This window comes from Streptomyces stoeckheimensis, from assembly GCF_045822005.1.
GTDB lineage: Bacteria > Actinomycetota > Actinomycetes > Streptomycetales > Streptomycetaceae > Streptomyces > Streptomyces stoeckheimensis.
The window spans coordinates 4,245,011-4,269,543 of the sequence record NZ_CP169550.1; the positions used below are offsets into that span (position 1 = coordinate 4,245,011).

The following is a 24,533-nucleotide window of genomic DNA, read 5'->3' on the forward strand; positions in this document are numbered from 1 at the left end:
GCGATTGCGCACCGGCCCCCCCATTTTTGTGTTTTTGAACGCGATCAGAGCCAAACAGTCAAACTCGATCAGCGTATACAGCAGGGCTACCAGGCTAGTTGTGAGATTTCTTCGGCGACGACGGCACAACCATCCGCCGCCGGGTCGATCAGCGGGAAGTGGCCGACCCCGTCCAGCAGGGTCAGTCCGACCATCTCCCCCGCCAGTGCGGCCGCCGCGACGTACGCCTCCGACACCGACTCCGGGACCACGATGTCGCTCCGCCCCTGGACCACCGCCGTCGCGATGCCGGTCGGGAGCAGCGCCGCCGGGTCGGCGTACGGGCGCCGTGCGGCGAAGGCCGCCTTCCCGCCCAGGAGTTGCGCCGAAGCGCCCCCGCACACCCCGAGCTCCTCCGCGACCGTGAAGTCCGCGATCGGGGCCAGCGCCACCACTCCGCGCAGCAGCGGCGGCGAGGGCAGCCTCCAGCCGGCCGGGGCGTCCTGCGGGAGGACGTGCCGGGCCGCGGCCCACAACGCGAGGTGGCCTCCGGCCGAGTGGCCGGTCAGCACCGTGCGGCGGGGGTCGGCCTCCGGCAGGCAGCCGGCGGCGAGCTCCGGGAGGGCGTCCATGGCGGCGGCCACATCGTCGAAGGTCTCGGGCCAGCGGCCGGCCACCGGGCCCTCGGTGTCCTGGTGGGGCAGGGGCAGCGATGCCCGGGACTGGCCCCGCCGGTACTCGATGTTGGCGACGGCGAAGCCCTGCCGGGCCAGGAAGTCCGCGAAGGGGGTGATGTGTTGCCGGTCGTACGGGGCGCGCCACGCCCCGCCGTGCAGGACGACGACCAGTGGTGCGGAACGCGCGACGCCCGGCTGCGCCCGTTCTCCGCGGGGTGCGTGGAAGTCGACGATCTGGTCGGGGTGTTCACCGTAGGCGGCCGTCGCGTCGGGGGCTACGGGCGGATGGGAGAAGGCCGAGGCGGCCTCGGCGGCGTCCCGTTCGACTGCGGGGTCCGTCATCGGCTCAACCTCCGGTAACGCGAGGGACAAGGGGGACTGGTGTTCCGGTGTTCCGGCAGAGCGGGACCGTATCAGGCCGGAACGGTCCCCTCCGTGGCGGGCCGGGGAGATACCGGCGCGGGCGGGGCCGTAGCCCCGCCCGCGCGGTGATGTGACGTTTCGCTACCGGTTCACCCGAAAATGTGACCCAGTGCGCGCGCCGCACGCTCCGCGTCCGCGAAGCCGACGTACAGCGGGGTGAATCCGAACCGCAGGACGTCGGGGGCGCGGAAGTCCCCGATCACCCCCCGGGAGATGAGCTCGCGCATGACCTCGTCCGCGTTCTCCGTGCGCAGCGACACCTGGCTGGCGCGCTGGTCGTGCCCGGTCGGGGTGACCAGCTCGACCTTGCCCGCCGGGACGTACGCCGCCACGCAGTCGAGGAAGAAGTCGGTCAGCGCGAGGGACTTCGCGCGGACGTCATCGACCGCGACCCCGTCCCAGGCGTCCAGGGCGGCCTCCAGCGCGAGCATGGACAGGATGTCCGGGGTGCCGACGCGGGCCCGCGCCACGCCCTGCGCGGCCTCGTAGGAGGGGGTCATCGCGAACGGGTCCGCATGGCCGTTCCAGCCCGGCAGCGGGGAGTCGAAGGCGGCCTGGTGGCGGGCGGCGACGTACAGGTACGCGGGGGCGCCGGGGCCGCCGTTGAGGTACTTGTAGGTGCAGCCGACCGCGAGGTCCACCGCGTGCGCGTCGAGGCCGACGGGGAGCGCCCCGGCGGTGTGGCACAGGTCCCAGACGACCAGCGCCCCGGCGGCGTGCGCGGCCGCGGTGAGGGCGGGGAGGTCGTGCAGCCGGCCGGTGCGGTAGTCGGCGTGGTTGAGGAGGACCACGGCGGTGTCCGGGCCCATCGCCCCCGCGGCGGCGGCCGGGTCGACCGGGACGACGCGCAGGCCCGTCATCCGGGCCGCCGACTCGGCGATGTAGCCGTCGGTGGGGAAGGTGGCGGCGTCCACGAGCAGCTCGGTCCGGCCGGGCGCGGCCAGCCGGGCGGCGCCGACCAGGGCCTTGAAGAGGTTGACGCTGGTGGAGTCGCCGACGACCACCTGGCCGGCTGCGGCGCCGACCAGCGGGGCTATCCGGTCGCCGATGCGTTCGGGGGCGTTCCACCAGTTGGCTTCGCCCTCGGTCCAGGAGCGGATCAGGCGGGTGCCCCACTGCTCCGTGACGACCTCGGCGAGGCGGGCGGCCACCCCTGCGGGGAGCGCGCCGAGGCTGTTGCCGTCGAGGTAGACCACGCCCTCGGGGAGGGTGAAGCGATCGCGGAGCTTGCCGAGGGGGTCGGCCGCGTCGAGGGCTTCGGCGCGGGCCGCGAGCTCGGAGCCCGGGTTCGTGTCAGACATGGCTGCGCGCCGTCCACAGTTCCGGGAAGACGTTCTTCTGCGCCCGCTTCTCCAGCCAGGTCACGCCGGCCGAGCCGCCGGTGCCCGTCTTCGCGCCCATCGCGCGCCGGGTGGCGACCAGGTGGTCGTTGCGCCAGCGCCAGACCAGCTCGGCGACGTCGGTGAGGACCTCGCCGAGGCGGTGCAGGTCCAGGTGGGCGTCCGGGGTCGCGTACAGGGCCGTCCAGACGGCTTCGACCTCGGGCGAGGGCTCGTAGCGCTGCGAGAGGTCCCGGTCGAGGACGGAGGCCGGGACGGGGAGGCCGCGGCGGGCGAGGAGGCGCAGCACCTCGTCGTAGAGGCTGGGCTCCTGGAGGGCCTTCTCCAGCTCCGCGTGGACGCGCGGGGCGCCGCGGTGCGGGACCAGCATGGAGGCGGCCTTGTCGCCGAGCAGGAACTCCATCCGGCGGTACATCGCCGACTGGAAGCCGGAGCCCTCGCCGAGGGCGGCGCGGTACGCGTTGAACTGGCCCGGGGTCAGCTGGGCGAGGGGGCGCCAGGAGGCGTTGAGGGCCTCCAGCTCGCGGAGGGATCGTTTCAGCGCGTCCATCGCGACGGGGAGCTCGTCCTCGCGGAGCGCCTTCGCGGCGGTCTCCCACTCGTGGACGATGACCGTGAACCACAGCTCCATGACCTGGGTGGTGACCAGGAAGACCATCTCGCCCGGGTCGTCCGAGCGCAGGTGCTGGAGGTGGGTGAGGACGTCCGCCTGGACGTAGTCCTCGTAGGGGGTCGTGCCGGCGAAGTCGAGGTTCGGGGTGTCCGAACCGCCGTCTCCGGAGGCATCAAGGGCGTGCGACATCGCTGTCTCCTCGATACGTGCTTCCGGGTAGCGGTCCGCTCCTTCCGGTGAGGTGAGTGGAGCTCCGGTCCCCTGTCCGCATCATAAGACCGTCGTGCCGCAGGGCTTCAATAGTCAGTGGCGCACGTCACTTCCCGCGACCGGGCGGACCCGCGAGGGGCCCACCCGGTGCGGGAGCGTTCGCGTCAGGCGCCGAGGACGTCCGCGGCCGTCTCGGAGGAGTCGCGCAGGAAGGTCGAGCAGCGCTCGTACTCCTCCTTCTCGTCGATCGCGCCGGCCGCGCGGGCCAGGGCGTTCAGGGCGCGCAGGAAGCCGCGGTTCGGCTCGTGCTCCCACGGCACCGGGCCGTGGCCCTTCCAGCCCGCGCGGCGCAGCGCGTCCAGGCCGCGGTGGTAGCCCGTACGGGCGTACGCGTACGACTCGACCGTGCGGCCGGCCGCGAAGGCCTCGTCGGCGAGGAGGGCCCAGGCGAGGGAGGAGGTCGGGTGCGCGGCGGCCACCTCGACGGCCGGGGTGCCCGCGGCGATGGCCGCGATGCCCGGCTCGTCCGGGAGGTGGGTGGGGGCGGGGCCCCCGAGGAGGTTCTGGTGAAGAGACATGCGCCCCAGTCTGGCGGATGGGGGGCACCGGCATGCGCGAAGGGCCCGGCCCCGCCGTCCGTGGACGGTGGAACCGGGCCCTTCCCAGCCGGGAGGTGCTCTCGGCTACTTGAGCTTCGTGCCCGTGGAACGCAGGTTCGCGCAGGCCTCGGTGACGCGCGCGGCCATGCCGGCCTCGGCGGCCTTGCCCCACGTGCGGGGGTCGTACTTCGACTTGGTGCCGACCTCGCCGTCGACCTTCAGGACCGCGTCGTAGTTGCGGAACATGTGGTCCACGACCGGGCGGGTGAAGGCGTACTGGGTGTCGGTGTCGAGGTTCATCTTCACGACGCCGTTCTCCAGCGCGGTGGCGATCTCCTCGGCCGTGGAGCCCGAGCCGCCGTGGAAGACGAAGTCGAACGGGGAGGACTTGCCGTACTTCTCGCCGACGCCGGCCTGGAGGTCCTTGAGGAGCTCGGGGCGCAGGACGACGTTGCCCGGCTTGTAGACGCCGTGCACGTTGCCGAAGGAGGCGGCCAGCAGGTAGCGGCCCTTCTCGCCCAGGCCCAGGGCCTCGGCGGTGCGCAGCGCGTCGTCGACGGTGGTGTACAGCTCGTCGTTGATCTCGTGGCTGACGCCGTCTTCCTCGCCACCGGTCGGGGTGATCTCGACCTCGAGGATGATCTTCGCGGCGGCGGCCTTGGCGAGCAGCTCCTGGCCGATGGCCAGGTTGTCGGACAGGGTCTCGGCGGAGCCGTCCCACATGTGCGACTGGAAGAGCGGGTTGAGGCCGCGGGCCACGCGCTCGGCGGAGATCTCGAGCAGCGGGCGGACGTAGCCGTCCAGCTTGTCCTTGGGGCAGTGGTCCGTGTGCAGCGCGACGGTGATGTCGTACTTGGCGGCCACGATGTGCGCGAACTCGGCCAGGGCGGCGGCGCCGGTGACCATGTCCTTGTTGTACTGGCCACCCAGGAACTCCGCACCACCGGTGGAGATCTGGATGATGCCGTCGCTCTCGGCCTCCGCGAAGCCGCGCAGTGCAGCGTGCAGGGTCTGGGTCGAGGTCACGTTGATCGCCGGGTAGGCAAACTTGCCTGCCTTCGCCCGGTCGAGCATCTCGTTGTAGACCTCGGGGGTTGCGATGGGCATCTGTCCGCTCCTTGGATGTGCGGGGAGTGTGCTTATGGCGGGCCCTGACCTGGGGGCGACGTTGCCGTCGTCCCCATCTTTCCAGACTCGCGCCCCCACTCCACCTCCGCGACGGCGCCGTGCTGCCCGATCCGGGGGGAGCGTTTCACGTGAAACACACCCCCCGACCGAAAAGACGCAGGTCAGGGCCTACATCCGGACTTTCGGGGACCTAAGTCACCAGTTGTGCGGAAGCACGACCCACCGTCCAAGGGTTAGGACAAACCGAGGTCCTCGAGCTGGTAGCCCGTGAGGTAAGGCAGACCGGCGGCCGCGATGGCGTCGGCCGCGCCGCGGTCGACGATCGTCGCGACGGCGACGACCTCGCCGCCGGCCTCGCGGACCGCCTCGACGGCGGTCAGCGGGGAACCGCCGGTGGTCGAGGTGTCCTCGACCACCAGGCAGCGCTTGCCCTTCACGTCGGTGCCCTCGATGCGGCGCTGCATGCCGTGCGCCTTCTGCGCCTTGCGGACGACGAAGGCGTCCAGGCGCGCGCCGCGCGCGGCGGAGGCGTGCAGCATCGAGGTGGCGACCGGGTCGGCGCCCAGCGTCAGGCCGCCGACGCAGTCGAACTCCAGGTCGGCGGTGAGGTCGAGCATGACCTGACCGACCAGCGGGGCGGCTTCGCCGTCCAGGGTGATCCGGCGGAGGTCGATGTAGTAGTCGGCCTCGCGGCCGGAGGAGAGGATCACCTTGCCGTGCACGACGGCCTTGTCCTTGATCTGCTGCAGAAGCGCATCGCGTGTGGCTGTCGCCATTACTTCGTTGACGTCACTCATGGCCCCGAGCTTAATTGGGCACTACCCGAGCCGCCGCCACGTCCACGTCGTGGAGATCTCCAGCGGGTCCACGGGGGTGACCAGCTGGGGGAGGCTGTTCAGCCCGTTCGGCGGGCCCGACTGCGGTTCCACGCAGACGGCCTCGGGCTCCTCGTCGTAGACGACCACCCATTCGGAGCGGCTGGTGACCTTCAGCTCCAGGGCGTCGGGCCACGTGAGGGTGACGTCGACCCCGTACGGCATGCCGAAGCAGTCGTCCCAGGGGCCGGGCTTGGGGTCTACGCGGTTGCCGGTGGGCAGGTGGTCGGCTCCGCGCTCCTCCTGCCATGCGGCCTCGAAGTCGATGCGCACGTCGGACCCGCCGTCGGTGAGGTTGCGCCGGAACCAGGGGTGCCAGCCGGCCTGCGCCGGGAAGGAGTCCCCGTAGGTCTCGATGCCCATCGTCAGGGTCAGGGCGTTCTCGCCGAGCTCGAAGATCTGGGTGACCAGGCCCTCGTAGGGCCACGGATCGGCGAGCGGGTACGTGAAGGCGGCCTCGGTGGCGGTGGCCCGGGCGCGGCGCCAGGCGGCGTCGCGGCCGAAGCCGTGGATGGCGTGCGGCGGGTGGTTGAGCGGGAGCTGGTGCAGGGTCGCACCGTCCTGGAACTGCCCGTCCCTGGTCCGGCCGCACCACGGCACCATGGGGAAGGACCCGTAGTGGTCCCCTTGCCTCAGCAGCTCCGTCCCGTCGATGCGCAGACTGCTGATCCGGCAGCCGTTCTCCTGGTCGATGGTCACCTCGGCGCCGCCGGCGCGCAGTTGCGTACTCATGCCATGACCTTAGTCAGCCCGACGGGGTGATCAGGGCCGTGCGGACGAGCGGGCGGGTTCCCCGGGTCAGCGGCGGCGGCGCAGGGCGCGGCCCAGGAGGACCGCCGAGGCCACGGCCACGGCGGCGGCCGGGGCGATCCAGCGGAGGCCGGCGCCGGCCGAGGCGGAGGTGGGGGCCGGGACCGGGGCGTAGCGGCCGCGCGGGGGCGCGTGGTCGACCTCCTCCGCGCTGCGGCCGATCATCGTGCGGCGGGCGTGCGCGGCCTCGGCCGGCGGGCGCGGGGGGCCGCCGAGGTCCCCGAGGTCGGCCATGCCCTCGAAGGTGCCCTCCAGGAACGGGTCCAGGGACGGGGGCGGGACCTCGGTGTCGAACACGGACGCGGTGACCTCGGTGAACCCCGGGCCGGGGTCCTCCCGGTCCGAGTCGGAGTCGGAGTCCAGGTCAGAGCCCAGGTCCGAGTCCGCCTCTGCGGCCGAGTCGGCGTCCACGTCGGCGTCCACGCCCAGGTCCGCCACCGCGTCCGCGGGCCCGGTGGCGCCGTCGGACCCGTCGGACCCGAGGGCCGCGAGGTGCCCGGCGGCCCGGTCCAGGAGGCGGTGCGCGGCCGTGGCGGCCGCGTCGGGGGCGAAGGCGGCGGCGCGGCCGTCGGCGGCGGACTCGGCGGTGAACTCCAGCAAGGTGCCGCCGTCCGCCCCGGTCAGGAGCAGCGTGAGGGAGAGCTTCACGGTCCCGCTCCCCCGCACCTCGGCGCCCTCCCCGGCGAGGGTGAAGCGGTCCGGGTCCTGCTCGGTGACGGAGAGGGTGCCGCGGTAGGTGACGGTGTGTCCGCCGACCCGCACCTTCAGCCGGCCGGACAGCGGCCCGGCCTCCGTATCGGCGTCCTGCTGGAGCCCCGGCACGCATCGCGCCAGCCGGGCGGGGTCGCGCAGCACGGCGCGGACGTCGGCGGAGGGGACCGGTACGAACACCTGATGCTCCATGCGAACGAGCCTACCGACGCGGCAGCCCGGCCACGAGTACCCCGGCCACCTCGGCCACGAGGAGCCCGGCCGCCTCGGCCACGCCTCCCGGGGCCGCGACCGCCCCGGGCTACGAGTACCTCGGGTGCGGCAGCGTCGACGGCGGGAGCCCCGCGACCCGGGTGCGCTCCGTGTCCCGGGCCGCGTCGGCCAGGGACTGCGTGGACAGGGAGCGCAGGGCGGGCGTCTCGCGGTCCACCCGCAGCGGGGGCGCGCCCTCGCGGGCCGCCAGGACGAAGCCCCAGTCCTGCGGGAGCTTCGCCGCGGGGACGGTGGCCGCGCCGAGCACCCGGTCGGGGCCGGCGGCGAAGCCCGAGAGGCGGCCGCCCGCGCTGTAGGGGGCGGTGCGCAGGCCGGCCGCGCGCAGGGTGGCCTCGACGGTCCAGTAGGTACGGGGCCTGGTGCCCGGCGGCCCCGCGTGGACGGCGAGCCGCCCGCCGGGGCGCAGGGCCCGCGCGGCCAGCCCGTAGAACTCCTGCGAGTACAGCTTCGTGCTGGGGGTGATCCCGGGGTCGGGCAGGTCGGAGACGATGACGTCGAAGCGGGCCCGGGCGGCGGGTGCGCGCAGCCAGCGGAAGGCGTCCGCGGTGACGACGCCGAGGCGCGGGTCCTCGTACGCCCGCCCGTTCAGCTCGGAGAGCTTCGGGTCGGTCCGGGCGAGCCGCACGACTCCGGGGTCGAGCTCGACGACGGTGACGGAGGCGACGTCGCGGTAGCGCAGCACCTCGCGGGCGGCGAGGCCGTCGCCGCCGCCGAGGACGAGGACGCTGGTGTGCGCGCCGGTCATCGCGGGGTGCACGAGGGCCTCGTGGTAGCGGTACTCGTCGTAGCCGCTGACCCGCAGGCGGCCGTCGAGGAAAAGGTCGAGGGAGCGCGGTGAGCCGTTCGGGGGACCGGTGAGGACGAGTTCCTGCACTCCGGTCTGGACGGCGACGCGCACCTCGCCGCCGTAGACGGCGCGGCGGGCGACGCGTTCGAAGTCGTCGGCGAGGACGGTGGCGCAGCCCAGGACGGTGAGGACGGTGATGTTGACGGCGACGAGCAGCCAGCGGGCGCGGCGGCTCAGGTCCCGGCGGAACAGCCACAGGACGAGGCCGCCGCCGGCGACGACGTTGACGGTTCCGGTGAGCATGGCACCCGTGAGCTGGCCGAGGACGGGCAGCAGCAGGAAGGGGAAGGCGAGGCCGCCGACGAGGGCGCCGACGTAGTCGGCGGCGAACAGGTCGGCGACGGCGCCGCCCGCGTCCTGTCTGCGGATGCGCTGGATGAGGACCATCAGGAGCGGGATCTCGGCGCCGATGAGGACGCCGATGGCGAAGGAGAAGGCGACCAGTGCGGGCCGGGACTCCCCCAGCCAGGCGAAGCTGGCGTAGAGCGCTATGGCGGAGAGCCCGCCGAGCAGGGCGAGGCCGGCTTCCACGAGGGCGAAGCCGAAGGCGGGGCGGGCGCGCAGGGCCTTGGCCAGCAGGGATCCGACGCCCATGGCGAAGACCATGACGGACAGCACGACCGACGCCTGGGTGACGGAGTCGCCGATGAGGTACGAGCCGAGGGCGAGCAGTTCCAGTTCGTATACGAGCCCGCAGGCGGCGCAGACGAACACGGTGGCCAGGACGAGGAGTCGGCCGGTCCTGGGCCGTACGGGCAGGGCGGCCGGGACGCGCGCCACACCGCGCGGCTCCGGAGCCGGGGGGCGGCGCCACCGGGTGCGGAGCACCCCGCGCGGGGCGGAACGGTCGATCATGAAGCGAACCGTACGTCACCGCCTGCTCGCATCCGGTCACCCACATGGGTGTAAGTGGCGCACTGGTTGGGGCAGTTGGCGTAACCGCCCGGCAACTCCGCGACCCCGCGACCTCCGGATCCGCGCCGGCGCCCGGGACGCTAGATCAGCACGGGCGACTCCACGGCCGCCTCCGCGGCGGGCGCGGCGGCTGCAGCACCGGCGCCCCCGCCCGGCGCTGCCGCCGGACCGGCCGTCCGTACGCCGACCCGGGTGCGCGTCGCCACCAACTGCCCTTCCTGCGGGTACGCGTGCCAGGTCCGCCACCGCACCTGACCCTCGTAACGCTGCGCGAGCATGGCGGTGAAGGCGTGCGGGCTGCCGGGGAAGGTGCCGGCGAGCCCGTTCGGGTGGTCCGCGACCAGCGCGAGCAGTTCCTGCGCCCGCCCGGCGAAGGAGCCGCGCGAGAGGTTCTCGACCCGCGCGGCGAACTCGTACTCCCAGTCGCCGACGCGCTTGGCCACGCCGAGCGGAAGCGGGGTGCTGCTGCCGGGCATGCAGGCGACGGTCTCGGAGCAGAGCACGTCGCCCTCCTCCAGGAGCACCTGGTGGGAGGCCCCGAGCAGGCGCAACTCCACTTTCGCGCCACCCAGTTCGAGGTTCAGTACGGCCAAGGCGGGCAGCCGCTCCCGACCCAGGGCCCAGGCGAGATCGGCGGCACGCGTGTCGGTATAGGTGGTCTGGAGGGTCGTGAGCATGAGTCGGCTCCGCAAACGCGCGAGGGAGATGGGCCGGGGCCCGCCAGCGGTAGTCAACGGGTGGGGGGACACCGGCACGGGTCCACAGGAAGTCCAGGGAGGTCCGAGGACTGGTCTACTCAACCGAGGGAATCATGAAAGGCACGGCACTCACAGCGTTTTTACCCAAGTTGCAGGGGTTTACATCCCCTCGGGGGCTACCCAGTTCACGTGTTCAACAACATGCCGCCCGTACGCCGTAATGCGCGGCCGTGACGTCCGAACAAGAAGACGCCCGACGGAAGTTGTGCCCGGCGGGCGCCTTACATATGCGGGACACGGTACGAAGGTGGTCCGACGTCGGAAGCCATGGATCCATGCTGCCCCGTGTCAGCTGGAACCGCATCCTCCGCCGCCGCCGCAGGACGACGAGGAGCCACAGCTGGACGAGGAGGAACCGCAGCTGGACGAGGACCCGGAGTCGCCCCCGACCCACCAGGCCCCGCCGCCACTGCTGCCACTGCTGCTGCCGCCCCCGCCGCCACGGCCGGCCTTGACCGCCACCACGACGATCGCCACGACCACCGCCACGAAGATCACGATTCCGAGGATCATCCCCCGACCCCTCTCTGCCCCCCGGTTCCCCGGGGTGCGGGATCCCCTTCGTCCCGCGTGCTGGGGGGATGCCCGCGCCCTACGCGGCCCAAAGCACACTTGAGCAAGTCCAGAGCTTCCCCGCAGGATTGCGCCCATGAGCGATCCCGAGCACCCCGCCCTCCCCGCCCGCCCCTTCCTCAACCGCAAGCTGGCGGCCTTCGGCACCACGATCTTCGCGGAGATGTCCGCCCTGGCCACCGCCACGGGAGCGATCAACCTCGGCCAGGGCTTCCCCGACACCGACGGCCCCGCCGAGATCGCCGAGGCGGCGGCGCGCGCGATCCGCGACGGCCGGGGCAACCAGTACCCGCCGGGCCCCGGCGTTCCGGAGCTGCGTACGGCGATCGCCTCCCACCAGCAGCGCTTCTACGGCCTGGCCTACGACCCGGACACCGAGGTGCTCGTCACCGCCGGGGCCACCGAGGCCATCGCGGCCTCGCTCCTCGCCCTCCTCGAACCGGGCGACGAGGTCATCGCCCTGGAGCCCTTCTACGACTCCTACGCCGCCTGCATCGCGATGGCCGGAGCCGTCCGGGTGCCGCTGACGCTGCGCGCCCCCGACTTCCGCCTCGACGTGGACGCCCTGCGCGCGGCGGTCACCCCGCGCACCCGCCTCCTGCTCCTGAACACCCCGCACAACCCCACCGGCACGGTCCTGACCCCCGCCGAGCTGGCCGCGGTCGCCGAGCTGGCCGTCTCCCGGGACCTCCTCGTCATCACGGACGAGGTCTACGAGCACCTGGTCTTCGAGGGCGCCCACACCCCGCTGGCGAGCCTGCCGGGCATGCGCGAGCGCACCGTCACGATCTCCTCCGCCGGCAAGACCTTCTCCTTCACCGGCTGGAAGGTCGGCTGGGTGACGGGGACGCCCGAGCTGGTCACGGCGGTCCGCTCGGCGAAGCAGTTCCTGACGTACGTGTCCTCGGGCCCCTTCCAGTACGCGATCGCCGAGGCCCTCGCCCTGCCCGACGCGTACTACGACTCCTTCCGCGCGGACCTGGCCGCCAAGCGCGACCTCCTCTCCGACGGCCTCGCGGCGGCCGGCTTCGAGGTGTTCCGCCCGCAGGGCACCTACTTCGTCACCACCGACATCACCCCCCTCGGCGAGCGCGACGGCCTCGCCTTCTGCCGGGCCCTGCCGGAACGCTGCGGGGTGGTGGCCATCCCGAACCAGGTCTTCTACGACGACAAGGCCGCCGGAGCCGCCCACGTCCGCTGGGCCTTCTGCAAGCGGACGGTTGTATTGCAGGAGGCGGTTGAGCGCCTCGGTCGGCTGGCCCGCTGAGAGCGGGCCAGATGGACGTGCGGGCGTGGGGCAGGCCTTTCCAGCCGGCCCCGTGCCGCACGGGAGAGACGAGCTATTCAGTGTCCTTCGGGTGCCGAGTAGATGCGTAGACCAGAACGACGGTCGATGTCTCAGGGCTGACCAGATAGCGCACGCGGCCGCCGCTTGTGACCTCGAACTCCCACTGGTCCAGAAGCGATCCCTTCCACTCCTTCGTGGCGAGTCTTCCACGGAGCTGATGCTGCCGGTTCCAGCTGTCACGCGACAACGGATCAGTGCGCAGCGCCTCAAGGCAGCGGTGGGCACTGGGCAGCGCCACGCGGCACAACTCCTCCCACCCCGTCACCGCATCGGTTGTCCCGAAGACGACGTTCCATCCGCTCAGCGGCGGAACGCTGACACGATCGCCCTTCTTCGGGCTCACCCGCCCACCTCGACCGGACCCAGGTCCTCCCCGTCGAGCGGGCGCAGCGCTTCCTTGAGCTGCTCCGGATCGGCGTTGATCCGAGCCGTCGCCCTCCAGGAGACGAGCGCCCGGTGCACAGCATCCCTGGCACCCAGTTCTGCCGCATCGGAAAGCGCTTCCAGGAGTTCCACCGTGAAAGCGCGCATCTCCTCGCCGTCCAGGTGTCGCACCCACGGAAAGACTTCCGGCAATACCAGCAGGAGTGAGCGGGCTCCGTCGTCGTGCTTCATGAGCGCGAGGAAGAGGCGGGATGCCGTCGTGAGGTTCTCCTCGGTGCGCTCCGCGTGCACGGCAGTCGTCAGCACCATGTCGGGCGCGTCCCGATGGGTGACGCGCAGAGCACCAAGGGCTGCAGCCCGGGCGGCCACAGCCTTCGGGTTTCTTGACAGGTCAGTGAACGACACCGACTCGGGCTCGGCTCCCAGGTAAGCAAGGCTCATACTCAGACTGTACTCAGATTATGCTCTGAGCGCCAAGGGTGTGTGCTGCATTCCGATGCTCACGCCTTGCCCTTCTGCAAGCGGACCGACGTCCTGGCGGAGGCGGTGCAACGACTGCGCCGCCTCTGAGCCGGTGCGGGCCCGCCGGAACCGGGCTCGCCCTCGTTAGGGTTCCTCTCGTGGCGGCTCCGACCGGGAGCGCCCCAGGAAGTCGGGACGCGGGACGCATGGCGACGGAAACGCTGACGAACGGCGCACGGCCCGGTCGGCTCACCGGCCGGGGCGGCCGGGTCCCCGGCGCCCTCCTCGCGCTCGGGGTGTACGCCGCCGTGCGCGGGGCCGGGGTGGTGGCGGTTGCCGTGGCGGCCTGGTGGAGCGGGCGCAGCCCCCTGCGGGTGCTCGGGGAGTCCTGGGACTCCGTCTGGTACCTGCGGATCGCCGAGCACGGCTACGGGCGGACCCAGATCTATCCCGGCATCGGGTCCGTGCAGAGCGACTCCGCGTTCTTCCCGCTCTACCCCGTCCTGATCCGCTGCGCCTCCGCCGTGCTGCCCGGCTCGCTGACCGTCGCCGCGCTGGCCGTCGCCTGGATCGCGGCGGGCGCGGCCGCCGTGGGGGTGTACCGGGTCGGGGAGCACCTGCTCGGGGCCCGCGCCGGGCTGCTGCTCGTCGCGCTGTGGGCGGCGCTGCCGCACGCCCTCATGCTGACCCTCGCCTACACCGAGCCCCTGCTGGCCGCCTTCGCCGCCTGGGCCCTGTACGCCCTGCTGCGGGGCCGCTGGGGGTGGGCGGCGGGGCTCGCCGTGCTCGCGGGGCTGACCCGGCCCACCGGGATCGCGGTCGCCGCAGCCGTGACGGCGGCGGCCGCGTACGAGATCTGGCGGCGGCGGGGCCGTGCGCCCGCGGCGGTGTGGGCCGCCGGGCTGACGGCTCCCGCGGGCTGGGGCTCGTACGTCCTGCTCGTCGGCGTGCGCCGGGGGGATCCGCTCGGCGGCTACTTCGCCGTCCAGAGCGGCTGGGGCTCGCGCTTCGACTTCGGCGCGGGGGCGCTGCGCTCCGCGCGGCACGCGCTGGGCTCGCCCGGGAGCGTGGAGCTCGCCACGATCGTGACGGTGGTCCTGCTGGCGGCCGCACTGGTGCTCGCCGGGCTGCTGGCGGCCGACCGCAGGATCCCGCTGCCGCTGCTCGTGTACACGGGCGTGCTGCTGGTGATGACCTACGGCGGTGCGGGCTTCTTCGAATCGAAGCCGCGCTTCCTGCTGCCCGCGTTCCCGCTGCTGCTGCCGGCGGCGGCCCTCATGGCGAAAGCCCGGCCGCGCACCGCGGTCGTGGTGACCGGGGTGCTGGCCGGGCTCTCGTACGCATACGGGCCGTACCTGCTGCTCGCATCCGGGGTGGCGCCGTAAGGCGGGCACCACGAGGGGTCGGACGCGGATCGCCGGACCCGGACCGCGAAGACCTAGTTGGTCTCGCTGTCGCCGCCCTCTTCGTCGTCCTTCTTGTCGGCGGAGTCGACTTCCTTCTCCAGTCCGAACTGCTCGACGAGCCACTTGTCGAACTCGATCGACGCGCGGACCCAGCTGACCGTGGAGGACACGAAGTGCTCCAGGTTCACGCCGGTGCCGATCAGCATCTGCGCCTCGCCGATCAGACGGACGGAGCCGTCGTCGTGCGTGTGGCTGTAGACCTTGGGCCACAGGGTGCGGCGGTTCCAGTCGTCGATGGACTCGAGGAGCTGAGCCTTCTCTTCGATCTTGTGCGGGCGGTCGTAGAACGTCCGCACGGAGAAGACCTGCTGCTCGTCCTCGCCGCGGAACATGAAGTACGTGCGGAAGTCCTCCCACGGCGCCGCGAGGTCACCCTCGTCGTCGACGACGTACTTGAGCTCCATCTGCTCCAGGAGCTGCTTGACCAGATCCTGGTCGGGGACGACGGGGCCCGCCGGTCCAGTGGCCTGCGGGTCGGGCTGCTGCCCTCCGAAGTTCGGAATCGAGGCCGGGTCGATGCTCACCGTGTGACTTCCCTTCGTGCGGATGCGGCCATCCTCCCCCATCGCGCCCACCCCGTGTCCACCCCGGAAGGGCCCGATCCGCGCAGGGCGGACAGGAGTATGGCCCGGGTAAGCCGGGCCCCGGGGATTCCGGGGCCCGGCTGAGGCGGTATTCCGCCGGATTGCGGCCATACGGGGCCGTACGGCCCGGGCACGGAGCCCGGGCCCTACAACCCGGGCTACAGCGCCTTGCCCACCAGCAGGTCGTCGCCCGCCACGGACACCCGGACGGTGTCGCCGTCGCGGACCTCGCCCGCGAGGATCTCCTTGGCCAGGCGGTCGCCGATGGCCGTCTGGATCAGGCGGCGCAGGGGGCGGGCGCCGTACGCCGGGTCGTTGCCCTTGTCCGCCAGCCAGGCCAGGGCCTCGGGCGTGACGTCCAGGGTCAGGCGGCGTTCGGCGAGCCGCTTGGCGAGCCGGCCGATCTGGAGCTCGGCGATGTGGGCGAGCTCGGCCCCGCTCAGGGCGGAGAAGACCACCAGGTCGTCGAGGCGGTTGAGGAACTCCGGCTTGAAGGTGGCCCGCACCACGTCCAGGACCCGGGCCTTCTTCTCGTCCACAGGTGTGGACGGATCCATCAGGAACTGGGACCCCAGGTTCGAGGTCAGGATCAGGATGGTGTTGCGGAAGTCCACGGTGCGGCCCTGGCCGTCCGTGAGGCGGCCGTCGTCGAGGACCTGGAGCAGGACGTCGAAGACCTCGGGGTGGGCCTTCTCCACCTCGTCCAGGAGCACGACGCTGTACGGGCGGCGGCGGACGGCCTCCGTCAGCTGGCCGCCCTCCTCGTAGCCCACGTAGCCGGGCGGGGCGCCGACGAGCCGGGCCACGCTGTGCTTCTCGCCGTACTCCGACATGTCGATGCGGATCATGGCCCGCTCGTCGTCGAAGAGGAAGTCCGCGAGGGCCTTGGCCAGCTCCGTCTTGCCCACGCCCGTCGGCCCGAGGAAGAGGAACGAGCCGGTCGGCCGGTCCGGGTCCGCGATGCCCGCACGGGTGCGGCGCACGGCGTCGGAGACGGCGCGCACGGCCTCGCCCTGGCCGATCAGGCGGCGGCCCAGCTCCTCCTCCATGCGGAGCAGCTTCTGGGTCTCGCCCTCCAGGAGGCGGCCGGCCGGGATGCCCGTCCAGGCGCCGACCACGTCGGCGATGTCGTCGGGGCCGACCTCGTCCTTGACCATCGTGTCCCGGGAGACTTCGGCCTCGGCCTCGGTGGCCTCCGCGAGCTCGTGCTCCAGGGCCGGGATCTCCCCGTAGAGCAGCTTGGAGGCGGTGTCGAAGTCCCCGTCGCGCTGGGCGCGCTCGGCCTGGCCGCGCAGGTCGTCCAGGCGCTCCTTGAGCTCGCCGACCCGGTTGAGGGACTGCTTCTCCTTCTCCCAGCGGGCGGTGAGGCCCCGCAGGTCCTCCTCCTTGTCCGCGAGGTCCTTGCGGATCTTGTCGAGGCGTTCGCGGGAGGCCGGGTCGGACTCGTTGTTCAGGGCCAGCTCCTCCATGCGCAGGCGGTCGACCGAGCGCTGGAGCTCGTCGATCTCCAGCGGGGAGGAGTCGATCTCCATGCGGAGCCGGGACATGGACTCGTCGACGAGGTCGATGGCCTTGTCGGGGAGGAAGCGGGAGGTGATGTAGCGGTCGGAGAGGGTGGCCGCGGCGACGAGCGCGCTGTCGTTGATGACGACCTTGTGGTGGGCCTCGTAGCGGCCCTTGAGCCCGCGCAGGATCGCGATGGTGTCCTCGACGCTCGGTTCCGCCACCAGCACCTGCTGGAAGCGCCGCTCCAGCGCCGGGTCCTTCTCGATCCGCTCGCGGTACTCGTCGAGGGTGGTCGCGCCGACCATGCGCAGCTCGCCGCGGGCCAGCATGGGCTTGAGCATGTTGCCCGCGTCCATGGAGGAGTCCCCGCCGGCGCCCGCGCCGACGACGGTGTGCAGCTCGTCGATGAAGGTGATGATCTGGCCGTCGCTGGACTTGATCTCCGCGAGGACCGTCTTGAGGCGCTCCTCGAACTCGCCGCGGTACTTGGCTCCGGCCACCATCGCACCGAGGTCCAGGGAGACCAGCCGCTTGTTCTTCAGGGACTCGGGGACGTCGCCCTTGACGATGCGCTGGGCCAGGCCCTCGACGACGGCGGTCTTGCCGACGCCGGGCTCGCCGATGAGCACCGGGTTGTTCTTCGTACGGCGCGAGAGCACCTGGACGACGCGGCGGATCTCGTGGTCGCGGCCGATGACCGGGTCGAGCTTGCCCTCGCGGGCGGCCGCCGTGAAATCGGTGCCGAACTTCTCCAGGGCCTTGTACTGGCCCTCGGGGTCGGGGGTGGTCACCCGCCGCCCTCCTCTTGCGTTCTCGAAGGCCTCGCGCAGCTTCTTCGCGGTCGCGCCCTGTCCGGAAAGGAGCTCACCGGCCGCGCCGCCCTTGGCGGCGATGGCGATGAGCAGGTGTTCGGTGGAGAGGTACTCGTCGCCGAGCTTCCCGGCCTGCGCGTCGGCCTCGGCCAGTACGGCGAGCAGCTCGCGGCTGGGCTGCGGGGGCGCGACCGTGGAGCCCGTGACGCTGGGCAGGGCGGCGAGCAGCCGTTCCGCCCCGGCGCGCACGGCGGCCTGGTCGGCGTCGGTCGCGGCGAGCAGGTCGGTGATGTTCTCGTTGTCCTCGCCGGCGAGCAGCGCCAGCAGCAGGTGCGCGGGCGTCAGGTCCGCGTGCCCGTCCTTGACGGCCCTGGTCGTGGCCGCGTTCAGCGCGTCCCGGCTCCTGTTGGTCAGCTCCGCATCCACGGGCGGCTCTCCCTTCCTGCTTCGATTCCCCACGGCATGGGCACTGCATGTGCTTTACATGAGTAACCTGCACAAAGTTGAGTCTATTCCACTCAAGGTGGAGGGACGTACCCTTCGCGCATGTCGACTCCCAGCCCGGCCGGCACGGCCCGCCCCGCCCAAGACGTACTCAACCCGACGCCGGAGTACCTCGCCTTCTGGCGGGAGCGGCACATCTGCACGCTGACCACCCACCGCCCCGACGGCAGCCCGCACGTGGTCCCGGTGGGCGTGACCTACGACCCGGAGGCCGGGCTGGCGCGGGTGATCAGCAACAAGAACAGCAAGAAGGTCCGCAACGTGCTGGCGTCGCAGGGCGGCCCGGAGGGCGGGGCCCGGGTGGCGGTGTGCCAGCTGGAGGGACGGCGCTGGGCGACCCTGGAGGGCCGCGCGGTGGTCCGTGACGACGAGGCCTCGGTCGCGGAGGCGGTCCGGCGCTACGCGGAGCGGTACGGGCGGATGCCCTCGCCGAATCCGGACCGGGTGGTCGTGGAGATCAGCCTGGACCGGGCCATGGGGCGCGCGTAGCCGGCCGTACCCGGTTCAACGATGTCCGGTTCAACCACTGGACACGGACATCACAGCGACGCCATCGTGGTCAGGTCCACGATGGCGTCGCTGTGTGGGGGTAGTGCCTGAGCGATCTGCGACGACAGGGGAATCGCTTCAGGCACTGCGGGGGGTGGCGGCGGATTCGGGCTCGAAAAGTTGGTGATCACGCTGGTCCAGATTGACGAAGACCATGCCGTACCGGATCTCGCAGCGGACGGGCTGCGGTGCGCCTCGGGGGCGGCGCAGACAGCGGTAGGCGCGGACGTCCTCGTCCTCTTCCCGCACCACGATGATCGGCTGGCCGAACAAGGTGACCTTCAGCGAGTCACCGACGTAAGGAATGGCGCTGGTGAGATCGATGAACTGCCAGCCGGAGCGGTATGCCGATGCCATTTCACGGCGGAAGCCGTGATCGTCGGGCGTCATCAGTCCCAGCCGAGGTCGTCGGTCGACGCGGTGGTCGAGTCCCAGCCCAAGTCGTTGGGTGCCGAGTCCCAGCCCAGATCGGGCTTGCCTATCGACACGGCGGGCGCGTCGGTACCCCCCACGTCCCCACCGAAGGCGTTGACTGCCCCAATGACCGCAGCGGCGGAGAACCCAATGGCAAGTACCGAGCGAAGCATTCTCTTGTACATGGTCGGCTTCGTCCTCACTTGATGGAAATCTTCTCCCCCGCGTGTCAGACGATGGCTTATTCGGGCACGTCGCTGCCACAGGGACGATGCATCATGTTCTTGCATGTTCAGGACCCTGGGGGGTGGAGATTTGCCCAGAAACAACACAAAGCCGACACATCCCCACCCCGTCACGTCCATGTGCGCCGAGGGGACGCGTCTCTACACGGCGGCGCTGAGCACCGGCCGGGTGACCCGCAGCGAGGTCGAGAACGCCCCCTGCCTGCTCGAATTCGCTCTCCTGAGGCCCGACCCCGATGACGCGAACCAGCTCCGCGCGGTTCCCCCGTCCGTCGCGCTCGCCCAGCGGCTCCATCCGCTCGAACGGGAGATTCAGGACCGGCGCCGGGACACCATAGATCTCACCGACGCATTCGAGCCGTTTCTGACCATCAGCGCCCAGAGCCCCGCGAACACCCACGCCATCACCGTGCTGGAGGGCTTCGACCAGATCCACACCGCCCTCGACCAGGCCACCGCGGAGTGCCGGACCGAGGTGCTGACCGTACAGCCGGGCGGCGCACGGTCCACATCGGTCCTCACCGAGGCGCTGGAGCGCGCCGCTCCCCTCGTCAACCGCGGGGTGCGCATAAGGACGCTCTACCAGCACACCGTGCGGCACAGTCAGGGCACGCTCGCCTACGTGGACCGGATCTCCGCGGGGAAGGTCGAGATCCGCACGCTCGAAGAGCTCATGGAGCGTCTCATGATCTTCGACCGCACGGTGGCCTTCATCCCCACGAGCGACGACCGCAGGACAGCCCTGGAACTGCGCCACCCCGGGCTGGTCGACTACCTCATCAAGGTCTTCGAGCAGCTGTGGCACCGCGCCGTGCCGCTGTCGGCGGAGGTGACGTACCAGCACACCCCCGGCGGCATCTCCGGCGTGCAGCGCTCCATCGCCCAGCTCCTCATCGAGGGACACGTGGACGAGGCCATCGCGCGCCGGCTGGGGATGAACGTACGGACCTGCCGCGCCCACATCGCCAAGCTGGCGGCCTCCCTGGGCAGCGGCAGCCGGGCGCAGCTCGGCTTCCTCATCGCCCGGTCGGGGATCCTGGAGGACCCCGAGCGACGGCTCTGAGGGCCGCGCAGGGGCCCTCAGAGCGCCGGTGACAGATGCGGAAGGCCCCGCCCGGTAAACCGGGCGGGGCCTTCGCTTCGCGTCCGTACGGGCGCGCTCAGTCCATCGGGCGCTTGGGCGCCGGCCGCCAGACGACCAGGGCACTGCCCGGCTGCGGAGCCTGGTACGGGACCAGGTCGCGCCGGTACGAGGCGTGCACCTGGGCCTCGCGCTGCTGGAGCACCGCTGCGGCGCCGTCGACGGCGCTCGAGAGCTCGGCCACGCGCTGCTGGAGCGCGGCGACCTGGTTCTCCAGCTCGATGATCCGCTTGATGCCGGCCAGGTTGATGCCCTCTTCCTGGGACAGCGCCTGCACCGTGCGGAGCAGTTCGATGTCACGGGCCGAGTAGCGCCGGCCACGCCCGGCCGTACGGCCCGGGGAGACCAGGCCGAGACGGTCGTACTGGCGCAGGGTCTGCGGATGCAGGCCCGAGAGCTGGGCGGCCACCGAGATCACGTAGACCGGGGTCTCATCGGTGAGCTGGTAGTGGCTCCTACGGCGGCCGTCCATGTCATGCTCCCTTCGCGGACTCGAACAGCGCGGAGCGCGGGTCCTCGGACTCCGTCGCCTCGCGGTACAGCTCCATGGCCTCGCGGGCCTTGTCGTTCAGCTCGGTCGGGACGGCGACCTCCACCGTCACGAGCAGGTCGCCGCGGGTGCCGTCCTTGCGGACCGCCCCCTTGCCGCGGGCCCGCATCGTGCGGCCGCCCGGGGTGCCCGGGGGCAGCTTCAGCGTCACCGAGGGGCCGTTCAAGGTCGGGACCTTGATGTCGGCTCCGAGCGCCGCCTCCGCGAAGGTCACCGGAACGGTCACCGTGAGGTTGTCGTCCTTGCGGCCGAAGACCGGGTGCGCGTCCACGTGCACGACCACGTACAGGTCGCCGGCCGGGCCGCCGCGCTCGCCCGGAGCCCCCTTGCCGCGCAGCCGGATCCGCTGGGAGTCGGAGACTCCCGCCGGGATCCGGACCTGCATGGTCCGGGAACTGCGGGCCCGCCCGCTGCCCTTGCAGATGTCGCAGGGGGTCTCGGCGATGAGGCCGCGGCCCTTGCAGTCCGCGCAGGGGTCGGTCAGCGAGAAGCCGCCGCCGCTGCCGCGGGACACCTGGCCGGTGCCGACGCAGGTCGGGCACACGCGGGGCGTCCCGTTCTTGTCGCCGGTGCCCGAACAGGCCTTGCAGGGCGCCTGCGAGGACATCCGGAGCGGGACCGTGGCCCCGTCCACCGCCTCCGTGAAGGAGAGGGTGACCTCCGACTCGATGTCCTGGCCGCGGCGCGGCTGGGTACGGGTCCCCGCACCCGCGCCGGCGCCGCCGCGGTTGAACAGGCCGCCGAAGACGTCGCCCAGACCGCCGCCGCCGAAACCGCCGCCCGCGCCGCCCTGCTGCTGGCCTCCGAAGAGGTCGCCGAGGTCGAAGTTGAACGAGCCGCCGCCCCCGCCGGGACCGGGGCGGAAGCCGCCGTTCCCGAACAGGGCGCGGGCCTCGTCGTACTCCTTGCGCTTCTTGGCGTCACCGAGGATGTCGTTCGCCTCGGAGATCTCCTTGAAGCGCTCCTCGGCCGAGGCGTCGCCCTTGTTGGCGTCCGGGTGGAACTCGCGGGCGAGCTTCCGGTACGCCTTCTTGATCTCGGCCTCGGTGGCGTCCTTCGGGACACCGAGGACCTTGTAGTAGTCCTTCTCGACGAAGTCCTTCGTGCTCATCCCCGGTGTCCCTCCTCTCGTGCCTCTACGTGGTCAACCTCAGCCGTTGTCGGCTGCATCCGCGTCCTTGTCGGACGGGTCCGACGAAGATTCGGCCTCCGCCGCCTCGGACTTCGGCGCCGCGCCCGGCTGGGGCTCGGCCACCGCGACCCGCGCGGGACGGATCGTACGCTCGCCGATCCGGTAGCCCGGCTGCAAGATCGCCACGCAGGTGTCCTCGGTGACGTCCGGCGCGTACGAGTGCATCAGGGCCTCGTGGATCGTCGGGTCGAAGGGCTCGCCCTCCTTGCCGAACTGCTGCAGGCCCATCTTGGCCGCGGCGGTCTCGAGCGATTCGGCCACCGACTTGAAGCCGCCGACCAGCTCGCCATGTTCCCGCGCCCGGCCGATGTCGTCCAGGGTCGGGAGCAGCTCCGTCAGGAGGGACGCGACCGCGATCTCCTTGACGGCGATCCGGTCCCGCTCCACCCGGCGGCGGTAGTTCTGGTACTCCGCCTGGAGCCGCTGGAGGTCCGCGGTGCGCTCGCCGAGCGCGGTGCGGGTCTGGTCCAGCTGGGCCAGGAGGGCGGTCTCCTGGCCGGACTGTGCTGCTGCGGAGTCCCCGGCCGGGGCCGCGGCCTCCTCCTTGGAGGAAGCTGCGGCCTTCGGCTCGGCGGCGTCGTCAGGCGTGCCGTCGGCGGGGACTTCGGGCTTCTCGTCGAAGCCCGGGGTCTCCTCCGACATCAGGCAGCGCCACCCTTCGGCTTCTCGTCGTCGACGATCTCGGCGTCGACGACGTCGTCGTTGGCGTCGGCGGCCTGGTGCGCACCCTCGGCGCCGGCGGCACCCTGGGCGGCCTGGGCGTCGGCGTAGATCGCCTGGCCCAGCTTCTGGCTGACGGCACCGAGCTTCTCGGTCGCGGTGCGGATCTCGGCGGCGTCCTCGCCCTTGAGCTTTTCCTTCAGCTCGGCGATGGAGGCCTCGACCTCGTCCTTGACGTCGGCCGGAACCTTGTCCTCGTTGTCCTTGACGAACTTCTCCGTCTGGTACACGAGGCTCTCGCCCTGGTTGCGGGACTCGGCTGCTTCCTTGCGGCGCAGGTCCTCGTCCGCGTACTGCTCCGCCTCCTGGCGCATGCGGTCGACCTCGTCCTTGCCGAGCGAAGAGCCGCCGGTGACGGTCATCTTCTGCTCCTTGCCAGTGCCCAGGTCCTTGGCAGTGACGTGCATGATGCCGTTCGCGTCGATGTCGAAGGAGACCTCGATCTGCGGGACGCCACGCGGGGCCGGCGGCAGGCCGGTCAGCTCGAACATGCCGAGCTTCTTGTTGTACGCCGCGATCTCGCGCTCGCCCTGGTAGACCTGGATCTGCACGGACGGCTGGTTGTCCTCGGCCGTCGTGAAGATCTCGGACCGCTTGGTCGGGATCGTGGTGTTGCGCTCGATGAGCTTGGTCATGATGCCGCCCTTGGTTTCGATACCCAGGGACAGCGGGGTCACGTCGAGGAGCAGGACGTCCTTGACCTCACCCTTGAGAACGCCCGCCTGGAGGGTCGCGCCGATGGCGACGACCTCGTCCGGGTTGACGCCCTTGTTGGCGTCCTGACCGCCGGTGAGCTCCTTGACGAGCTCGGCGACGGCCGGCATGCGGGTGGAGCCGCCGACCAGGACCACGTGGTCGATCTCGGACAGGTTGATGCCCGCGTCCTTGATGACGTTGTGGAACGGGGTCTTGCAGCGGTCGAGCAGGTCCGCGGTCAGCTGCTGGAACTGGGAGCGCGTGAGCTTCTCGTCCAGGTGCAGCGGGCCCTCGGCGGAAGCCGTGATGTAGGGCAGGTTGATCGAGGTCTCCGTGGAGGAGGACAGCTCGATCTTCGCCTTCTCGGCGGCCTCGCGCAGGCGCTGGAGCGCCATCTTGTCCTTGGCCAGGTCGACGCCGTGACCGTTCTGGAACTGCTTCACCAGGTAGTCGACGACGCGCTGGTCCCAGTCGTCGCCACCGAGGTGGTTGTCACCGTTGGTGGCCTTCACCTCGACGACGCCGTCGCCGATCTCCAGGAGGGACACGTCGAAGGTGCCGCCACCGAGGTCGAAGACGAGAATGGTCTGGTCGTCCTTGTCGAGACCGTAGGCCAGGGCGGCGGCCGTCGGCTCGTTCACGATGCGCAGGACGTTCAGGCCCGCGATCTCGCCGGCCTCCTTCGTCGCCTGACGCTCGGAGTCGTTGAAGTAGGCCGGGACGGTGATGACCGCGTCCGTGACCTTCTCACCCAGGTAGGCCTCGGCGTCGCGCTTCAGCTTCTGCAGGATGAAGGCGCTCATCTGCTGCGGGTTGAAGTCCTTGCCATCCAGGTTGATCTTCCAGTCAGTGCCCATGTGGCGCTTGACGGAGCGGATGGTCCGGTCCACGTTCGTGACCGCCTGGCGCTTGGCCACCTCGCCGACGAGGACCTCGCCGTTCTTGGCGAAGGCGACGACGGACGGCGTGGTCCTGGCGCCCTCGGCGTTGGTGATGACGGTGGGCTCGCCGCCTTCCAGAACGCTGACGACGGAGTTAGTGGTGCCCAGGTCGATGCCGACCGCACGTGCCATTTTGATTCCTCCAGCTGACTTGAGTGGAACAGACTCAAGAGTGCATCACGAGCTCCGCCGGTGTCAACAGAGGTGAGTCGAGGCGACTCAACCTTTAGGCCACCCTTACGCTCAGGACGCCATTCGGGGCACCACGGCCGCGCGGCACCGCACCAC

25 protein-coding genes are annotated in these 24,533 nt (G+C 71.5%); 4 read left to right on the forward strand and 21 right to left on the reverse strand.

The window, feature by feature from the left end; all coding sequences use genetic code 11:
- Positions 1-86: 86 nt before the first annotated feature.
- The 11 genes from ACE1OC_RS19105 to ACE1OC_RS19155 form a co-directional block, all read right to left on the reverse strand.
- Complete coding sequence (locus ACE1OC_RS19105) at positions 87-998, reverse strand: alpha/beta hydrolase (protein WP_407838013.1); 912 nt, start codon at positions 996-998, stop codon at positions 87-89.
- Positions 999-1,168: 170 nt separating this feature from the next.
- Complete coding sequence (gene kynU, locus ACE1OC_RS19110) at positions 1,169-2,380, reverse strand: kynureninase (RefSeq protein WP_407838014.1); 1,212 nt, start codon at positions 2,378-2,380, stop codon at positions 1,169-1,171.
- Positions 2,373-3,221: a tryptophan 2,3-dioxygenase family protein gene (locus tag ACE1OC_RS19115; RefSeq protein WP_250748759.1), complete on the reverse strand. Its 849-nt coding sequence runs from the start codon at positions 3,219-3,221 to the stop codon at positions 2,373-2,375. Before ACE1OC_RS19115 ends, kynU begins: the two co-directional genes overlap by 8 nt.
- A gap of 185 nt (positions 3,222-3,406) precedes the next feature.
- Complete coding sequence (locus tag ACE1OC_RS19120; protein ID WP_382975152.1) at positions 3,407-3,820, reverse strand: DUF3151 domain-containing protein; 414 nt, start codon at positions 3,818-3,820, stop codon at positions 3,407-3,409.
- 105 nt (positions 3,821-3,925) lie between these two features.
- Complete coding sequence (gene fbaA, locus ACE1OC_RS19125) at positions 3,926-4,948, reverse strand: class II fructose-bisphosphate aldolase (protein ID WP_250748755.1); 1,023 nt, start codon at positions 4,946-4,948, stop codon at positions 3,926-3,928.
- A gap of 254 nt (positions 4,949-5,202) precedes the next feature.
- On the reverse strand, positions 5,203-5,766 hold the full coding sequence (gene pyrE, locus ACE1OC_RS19130; RefSeq protein WP_407838015.1) for an orotate phosphoribosyltransferase: 564 nt from the start codon (positions 5,764-5,766) through the stop codon (positions 5,203-5,205).
- A gap of 21 nt (positions 5,767-5,787) precedes the next feature.
- Positions 5,788-6,576 carry an aldose 1-epimerase gene (locus tag ACE1OC_RS19135; RefSeq protein ID WP_407838016.1) on the reverse strand — a complete coding sequence of 263 codons (789 nt, stop codon included), beginning with the start codon at positions 6,574-6,576 and terminating at the stop codon, positions 5,788-5,790.
- Positions 6,577-6,642: 66 nt separating this feature from the next.
- Complete coding sequence (locus tag ACE1OC_RS19140; protein WP_407838017.1) at positions 6,643-7,557, reverse strand: CoxG family protein; 915 nt, start codon at positions 7,555-7,557, stop codon at positions 6,643-6,645.
- A 109-nt stretch (positions 7,558-7,666) separates the two neighbouring features.
- Positions 7,667-9,340 carry a polyamine aminopropyltransferase gene (locus ACE1OC_RS19145; RefSeq protein WP_407838018.1) on the reverse strand — a complete coding sequence of 558 codons (1,674 nt, stop codon included), beginning with the start codon at positions 9,338-9,340 and terminating at the stop codon, positions 7,667-7,669.
- Between the two features lie 140 nt (positions 9,341-9,480).
- The gene (locus ACE1OC_RS19150; RefSeq protein ID WP_407838019.1) at positions 9,481-10,077 is read right to left on the reverse strand and encodes a DUF2617 family protein; all 597 of its coding nucleotides are present in this window, start codon (positions 10,075-10,077) and stop codon (positions 9,481-9,483) included.
- A 369-nt stretch (positions 10,078-10,446) separates the two neighbouring features.
- Complete coding sequence (locus ACE1OC_RS19155) at positions 10,447-10,671, reverse strand: hypothetical protein (protein ID WP_407838020.1); 225 nt, start codon at positions 10,669-10,671, stop codon at positions 10,447-10,449.
- A 136-nt stretch (positions 10,672-10,807) separates the two neighbouring features.
- Between ACE1OC_RS19155 and ACE1OC_RS19160 the strand changes: the two genes are divergently transcribed.
- Entirely contained in the window at positions 10,808-11,998 is a 1,191-nt protein-coding gene (locus tag ACE1OC_RS19160; protein WP_407838021.1) for a pyridoxal phosphate-dependent aminotransferase, read from the forward strand.
- A gap of 73 nt (positions 11,999-12,071) precedes the next feature.
- On the opposite strand, the gene ACE1OC_RS19165 is transcribed toward ACE1OC_RS19160, so the two are convergent.
- On the reverse strand, positions 12,072-12,422 hold the full coding sequence (locus ACE1OC_RS19165; RefSeq protein WP_407838022.1) for a hypothetical protein: 351 nt from the start codon (positions 12,420-12,422) through the stop codon (positions 12,072-12,074).
- The gene (locus ACE1OC_RS19170) at positions 12,419-12,904 is read right to left on the reverse strand and encodes a prevent-host-death family protein (RefSeq protein ID WP_407838023.1); all 486 of its coding nucleotides are present in this window, start codon (positions 12,902-12,904) and stop codon (positions 12,419-12,421) included. Before ACE1OC_RS19170 ends, ACE1OC_RS19165 begins: the two co-directional genes overlap by 4 nt.
- A gap of 227 nt (positions 12,905-13,131) precedes the next feature.
- Between ACE1OC_RS19170 and ACE1OC_RS19175 the strand changes: the two genes are divergently transcribed.
- On the forward strand, positions 13,132-14,310 hold the full coding sequence (locus ACE1OC_RS19175; protein ID WP_407838024.1) for a mannosyltransferase family protein: 1,179 nt from the start codon (positions 13,132-13,134) through the stop codon (positions 14,308-14,310).
- 53 nt (positions 14,311-14,363) lie between these two features.
- On the opposite strand, the gene ACE1OC_RS19180 is transcribed toward ACE1OC_RS19175, so the two are convergent.
- Positions 14,364-14,915 (reverse strand): YbjN domain-containing protein, encoded by a 552-nt coding sequence (locus ACE1OC_RS19180; RefSeq protein WP_407838025.1) that lies wholly within the window; start codon positions 14,913-14,915, stop codon positions 14,364-14,366.
- Between the two features lie 218 nt (positions 14,916-15,133).
- A complete protein-coding gene (gene clpB, locus ACE1OC_RS19185) occupies positions 15,134-17,719 on the reverse strand; it encodes an ATP-dependent chaperone ClpB (RefSeq protein ID WP_407838026.1) in 2,586 nt (861 codons plus the stop codon).
- A gap of 120 nt (positions 17,720-17,839) precedes the next feature.
- On the opposite strand from clpB, the gene ACE1OC_RS19190 reads away from it, so the two are divergent.
- Positions 17,840-18,286 (forward strand): pyridoxamine 5'-phosphate oxidase family protein, encoded by a 447-nt coding sequence (locus ACE1OC_RS19190; protein WP_407838027.1) that lies wholly within the window; start codon positions 17,840-17,842, stop codon positions 18,284-18,286.
- 138 nt (positions 18,287-18,424) lie between these two features.
- Here the strand turns inward: ACE1OC_RS19190 and ACE1OC_RS19195 are convergent, their stop codons facing one another.
- Both ACE1OC_RS19195 and ACE1OC_RS19200 read right to left on the reverse strand, forming a co-directional pair.
- Complete coding sequence (locus ACE1OC_RS19195; protein ID WP_250748726.1) at positions 18,425-18,736, reverse strand: (2Fe-2S)-binding protein; 312 nt, start codon at positions 18,734-18,736, stop codon at positions 18,425-18,427.
- A complete protein-coding gene (locus ACE1OC_RS19200; RefSeq protein WP_407838028.1) occupies positions 18,736-18,858 on the reverse strand; it encodes a hypothetical protein in 123 nt (40 codons plus the stop codon). The genes ACE1OC_RS19195 and ACE1OC_RS19200 overlap by 1 nt, the downstream gene beginning before the upstream one ends.
- A gap of 190 nt (positions 18,859-19,048) precedes the next feature.
- Here ACE1OC_RS19200 and ACE1OC_RS19205 point away from each other — a divergent pair, with 190 nt between their 5' ends.
- The gene (locus tag ACE1OC_RS19205; RefSeq protein ID WP_250748724.1) at positions 19,049-20,068 is read left to right on the forward strand and encodes a helix-turn-helix transcriptional regulator; all 1,020 of its coding nucleotides are present in this window, start codon (positions 19,049-19,051) and stop codon (positions 20,066-20,068) included.
- Between the two features lie 97 nt (positions 20,069-20,165).
- Here the strand turns inward: ACE1OC_RS19205 and ACE1OC_RS19210 are convergent, their stop codons facing one another.
- From ACE1OC_RS19210 to dnaK, 4 genes are read right to left on the reverse strand one after another with little or no spacing between them, the layout of a single operon-like run.
- On the reverse strand, positions 20,166-20,618 hold the full coding sequence (locus ACE1OC_RS19210) for a heat shock protein transcriptional repressor HspR (protein WP_266906373.1): 453 nt from the start codon (positions 20,616-20,618) through the stop codon (positions 20,166-20,168).
- Position 20,619: 1 nt separating this feature from the next.
- A complete protein-coding gene (gene dnaJ / locus ACE1OC_RS19215) occupies positions 20,620-21,807 on the reverse strand; it encodes a molecular chaperone DnaJ (protein WP_250748719.1) in 1,188 nt (395 codons plus the stop codon).
- A 39-nt stretch (positions 21,808-21,846) separates the two neighbouring features.
- Positions 21,847-22,530 (reverse strand): nucleotide exchange factor GrpE, encoded by a 684-nt coding sequence (grpE, locus tag ACE1OC_RS19220; RefSeq protein ID WP_407838029.1) that lies wholly within the window; start codon positions 22,528-22,530, stop codon positions 21,847-21,849.
- Positions 22,530-24,377 carry a molecular chaperone DnaK gene (dnaK, locus tag ACE1OC_RS19225; protein ID WP_407838030.1) on the reverse strand — a complete coding sequence of 616 codons (1,848 nt, stop codon included), beginning with the start codon at positions 24,375-24,377 and terminating at the stop codon, positions 22,530-22,532. Before dnaK ends, grpE begins: the two co-directional genes overlap by 1 nt.
- Positions 24,378-24,533: the final 156 nt, after the last annotated feature.